The organism is Nocardia vaccinii NBRC 15922, assembly GCF_001613305.1.
Lineage (GTDB): Bacteria > Actinomycetota > Actinomycetes > Mycobacteriales > Mycobacteriaceae > Nocardia > Nocardia vaccinii.
Window position 1 is genome coordinate 1 of the sequence record NZ_BDCC01000109.1, and the last position, 3,908, is coordinate 3,908.

Consider the following 3,908-nt stretch of genomic DNA (forward strand, 5'->3'; position numbering starts at 1 on the left):
ACTAAGCCGAGACCAAAGCGTATATTCATCTGTCCCCCTTGATATTTCGATGGTTTCCGCACTTCAGAGCATCGCGGAACCGAATGATGACCTCGACCGGTAACAGTTCTGCCTTAGCTCCGTCAGCCAGCTCCGGGGCCATGTACGAACCTGGCTCGGAGCGTTGGTCGAGCATCGTCACGCCCCCTCAGCCTTTGGTGCCGGGAACCGACTCACGTTCGCCCCTTGCGGTTTCGGTTCTGGTTGGGTATCCCACCGGATCATGTCGGCAAGCTTTCGGTCCGCTTTGTGGAGCAGCTCCGCATGGTCCGGATACGTCAGCTCCAGCACCCGCAAAGGTGTGCCCCATGTGCGTATCGTCGCGGTCGGCGTCCGGATCTCCCGGACCGTCAACGACCGGTCCGGAGCCACGAACCACACGCACCACGCGTCGCCGAGTTTGGTGGTCGCCATCGGCTCAGTCCTTCCTCGGCCAGAGCATCACAGCGAAGAACGCCACCAACGGCACCGCGAATGCCACGCTGATCCCGATCATGCGATACCCGGATATTCACCAAGGCCGAATGCTCGTGCGTCGTTGCAAGACTGTCGGCGCTCCAAGTACACGCCGGTACCCGGAGCGCTATTGGGTGACTCTTGCACTTCGGGCACTCCACCGGAAAACGTGTAAAGCCGTGTGCCCCTGCGCTGTTCGCATTCGTTGCTGGTCCGATCCGAGATCGGCTCACCGGAGGGAACTTCGTTCCCGTCTGTGCTCATCTCAACCCCTGTAGTAGGCCGCTGGAAAGCCACCCGGGGCCGGGCCTCTCGTCACCAGCCCCGGGCGCTGATTCGAAGGTATGAAGAACCGCAGGACGCTAGAACCGTGTCGGGGACGTTTTCGAAGACACTTCAAACGTCCCGAATGCCCCCTAGCCTTATGGGTATGGCTCAGCAGAGGCTAGAAACCGCAATCCTCAGATCAGGGCTCAGCTCTGCCGAGCTAGCCGACAAGGCAGGCGTAGACGTGAAGACAGTGAACCGGTGGCTCGCCGGTCGTACACCACACCGCCGGACACGGGTCCGGGTAGCCGAACTGCTCGGCGAAACCGAAGGAACGCTGTGGCCTGCCGCCAGGCCGGACACCCAAGCCGGGGCACCCGCTACCGCTGAGGTTCTGGGCGCTTACGCGCACCGCTCCGAGATACCTAATGATCTCTGGATTTCATTGGTGCACAAGGCAACCCAGCGTATAGACATCATGGGGTACGCCTATCCGTTCGTGCTCGAACTACTGCCCAAAGCCTCCGAAATGATAGCCGCCAAGTGCTTGGCCGGGTGTGATGTCCGCCTCGGGTTCGCCGACCCGGGCTGTGACCACGTAGCCGAACGCGACACCCTCGAGCAGATGAACGGCACGCTTCCGGGGCGGATACGCAATGCGTTGTCCATGCTCGGACCGTTGCCGGACACCCCAGGGTGCCGGGTAGGTCTGCACTCAACGCACTTGTACAACTCGGTTTTTCGGTTCGATGACGAGATGATCGTTACCCCGTATCTTTTCCGTGCCAGGGGATACCAGCACACCGCCTTGTACCTACGGCGGTTGTCCCCTTTTGGGATATTCGAATCCTTCGCGGACCAGTTCGAGCAGATATGGCAAACCGCCGTGCCGTACACCGAGGGGGGCTCCCGTGGGCTCACGGCGTGACTACTACAACGATCCGCAAGCGCCGGAACCGAACTCACTGAAACCGGGTGCCTCCGCTCTGGTCGTAGACGATTCCGGCCGTGTGCTCATGCAGCGACGCGGGGACTCGGGTAACTGGTCTCTGCCGGGCGGGATCATGGAGGTAGGGGAAACGCTCTCCGAGTGCGCGGTACGCGAGACTCGGGAAGAAACCGGACTCGATATCGAGATCACAGGGTTACTCGGTATCTATACTGACCCTGCACACGTGATCGCATACGCCGACGGAGAGGTTCGGCAGGAGTTCGCGGTTGTCTACTACGGCCGGGTGACCGGTGGAACCCTCAGTGTCTCAACTGAATCCACGTCGGTGGAATTCCTCACACTGGAAGAACTGGAATCGTTGCCGGTGCACCCTACTGTGCGCCTTCGGTTGCAGCACCATGCAGAGAACCGGGGGGTGCCGTACCTGGGGTGAACGCTCGCAGCCCTGACCGGGTGGGGCGTTCTCCGAGTCGCAATCTCCCGCTTGGTGGTACATCTGGCCGCCACTCCCGGAGTCCTGCGTGCGGGGGTGCCTGCCGGGGTGCATCAGGTGAGGCGAGATTACCGATCATTACCGCGAAATCGGTTGTGCTACAAACTTGATGACTCATGTAGCGGACAGAAAGATCGGGAGCCCCCCGAAGAGAAGAAGAAAGAAAAAGAGAAACGGTACCCCCCGAAAACCCCCCGAAAAAGAACTTGCCGAATTTCCCTCTACAGAATCAAGAGCGGCGCGCATACGCGCGCCGCCCGGTGCACCCGCCCTACCGCTCCGCTCTCGGGCGGGCACCCCGGCGCAGAACCAGGATGGTGACAAATCTCCACCACAATGCATCGCAGCCCCAAGTGATGGACTGCCGCACCATCCCTCAACGGGATGGCTTGCCATGGATCTTCTTGTGCCCTATAGCGGCTGTGCGAACGCATTCGCGGGCTGTTGACGTTATCTCACGTCAGCCGTCGCCCGCGGTGGAATGATGTACACGCGCTCCACAACCTGAAGTCGAACTGACACCATCAAATTGAATTCCGGAAAGGAATTTATGAACGTTTTCAACTCGTTTGGAAGAGTTACTGTCACCTTTTCGAACGGGTACCTGAAACATCGTTGAGCTGTTGCGTCCAGTTGAGGTGATTCCACCGCGCACAATAAACGGCTTTCGCATCTCCTGTTGAGGAGGTATAAGGATCGCAAGTATCAGATACGATTCGCGGTTAACATAGCGAATCTGACGACCAAAGATCTCAGGAAATATCAGTTGATTCAAAGCATCCAGGTACCGCGCTACTGCTCCGGCGTCTGCATCCAATTGATGGATACCAGTGACGACGTCATGATTTACCATGTCACGCGTTGTCGTCGCACCAATAACGATTACTCCGCCCTTGCCGGCATTTGCGAACGCGGCAACATCTTTGGCCAGTTCAAGCCTTCCACGGTCGTCCTTGGGGTAGTGTGACCGCTTGACATCTAACGTCTCGCTCTCAATCGCTCCTATTAGGGCGGAGATTCCTGTATTAAGGATCTCTGCAAAAAGCGCCTCTGGTCGATCGGATAGACTTCTGTTTATATAGGCGCATGACATCTCCGATTCTATGGAAGCAAACGCCTCGATAGTAATATCTACCGGTACATAAAAGTCTACATCGACGAAGCAGCCTTCCTGTTCTATCGTGAAGTGTTTCAGCTCCATCTTGTGAATCTGCGCCAAACAGTTAATATAGTCCGCGAAGTCAGACTCTTCATAGCCTCCCCGCGACACTGCTATGGTCATGCCGACGTAGCATCGATCGTCAGACACTTCCATAGTAAGAAAGCTTGAAGGAAGGATGCTGTTTGACCATGGCGGTTTAACAATATCGAGGTCATTCGCTGCGTCATAAGGTATATCAAATCTGATCGATGAGCGATTTCAAGTCGAAAGAGACGATACCGCACTGTCCCTGATTTCTTTTACTGTAAGGTGTCGGACGTCGGCGAACTTTACTTTGCAGAACTCACCCAGCTGATCCGGAGTTGCAAATACTGTTCCATCGGGTCTGATGTATCGCAAACCATTCGGATCCCATTCGAACGGGGAGAAACTCTCGACGCTCAATTCATACTCGCTCTCGAAATATCAAGGTAAACGCGGGTAGCTTCAAAGCGCGCAGCCGAAGGAATTGCGGCCGCCTCTGACTTAGACCGTGTCTT

Annotated in this window: 4 protein-coding genes; 2 read left to right on the forward strand and 2 right to left on the reverse strand. The window is 57.0% G+C overall.

Going from position 1 to position 3,908, the window contains the following annotated elements; all coding sequences use genetic code 11:
* Positions 1-177: 177 nt before the first annotated feature.
* Complete coding sequence (locus NV1_RS41415; RefSeq protein ID WP_067905154.1) at positions 178-453, reverse strand: hypothetical protein; 276 nt, start codon at positions 451-453, stop codon at positions 178-180.
* Positions 454-925: 472 nt separating this feature from the next.
* Here NV1_RS41415 and NV1_RS41420 point away from each other — a divergent pair, with 472 nt between their 5' ends.
* Together NV1_RS41420 and NV1_RS41425 are read left to right on the forward strand one after the other, a co-directional pair.
* The gene (locus NV1_RS41420) at positions 926-1,690 is read left to right on the forward strand and encodes a helix-turn-helix domain-containing protein (protein WP_067905162.1); all 765 of its coding nucleotides are present in this window, start codon (positions 926-928) and stop codon (positions 1,688-1,690) included.
* Positions 1,674-2,147 (forward strand): NUDIX hydrolase, encoded by a 474-nt coding sequence (locus tag NV1_RS41425; RefSeq protein WP_067905157.1) that lies wholly within the window; start codon positions 1,674-1,676, stop codon positions 2,145-2,147. The genes NV1_RS41420 and NV1_RS41425 overlap by 17 nt, the downstream gene beginning before the upstream one ends.
* A gap of 520 nt (positions 2,148-2,667) precedes the next feature.
* Here the strand turns inward: NV1_RS41425 and NV1_RS43075 are convergent.
* Positions 2,668-3,489 carry an AlbA family DNA-binding domain-containing protein gene (locus NV1_RS43075; protein WP_169813560.1) on the reverse strand — a complete coding sequence of 274 codons (822 nt, stop codon included), beginning with the start codon at positions 3,487-3,489 and terminating at the stop codon, positions 2,668-2,670.
* Positions 3,490-3,908: the final 419 nt, after the last annotated feature.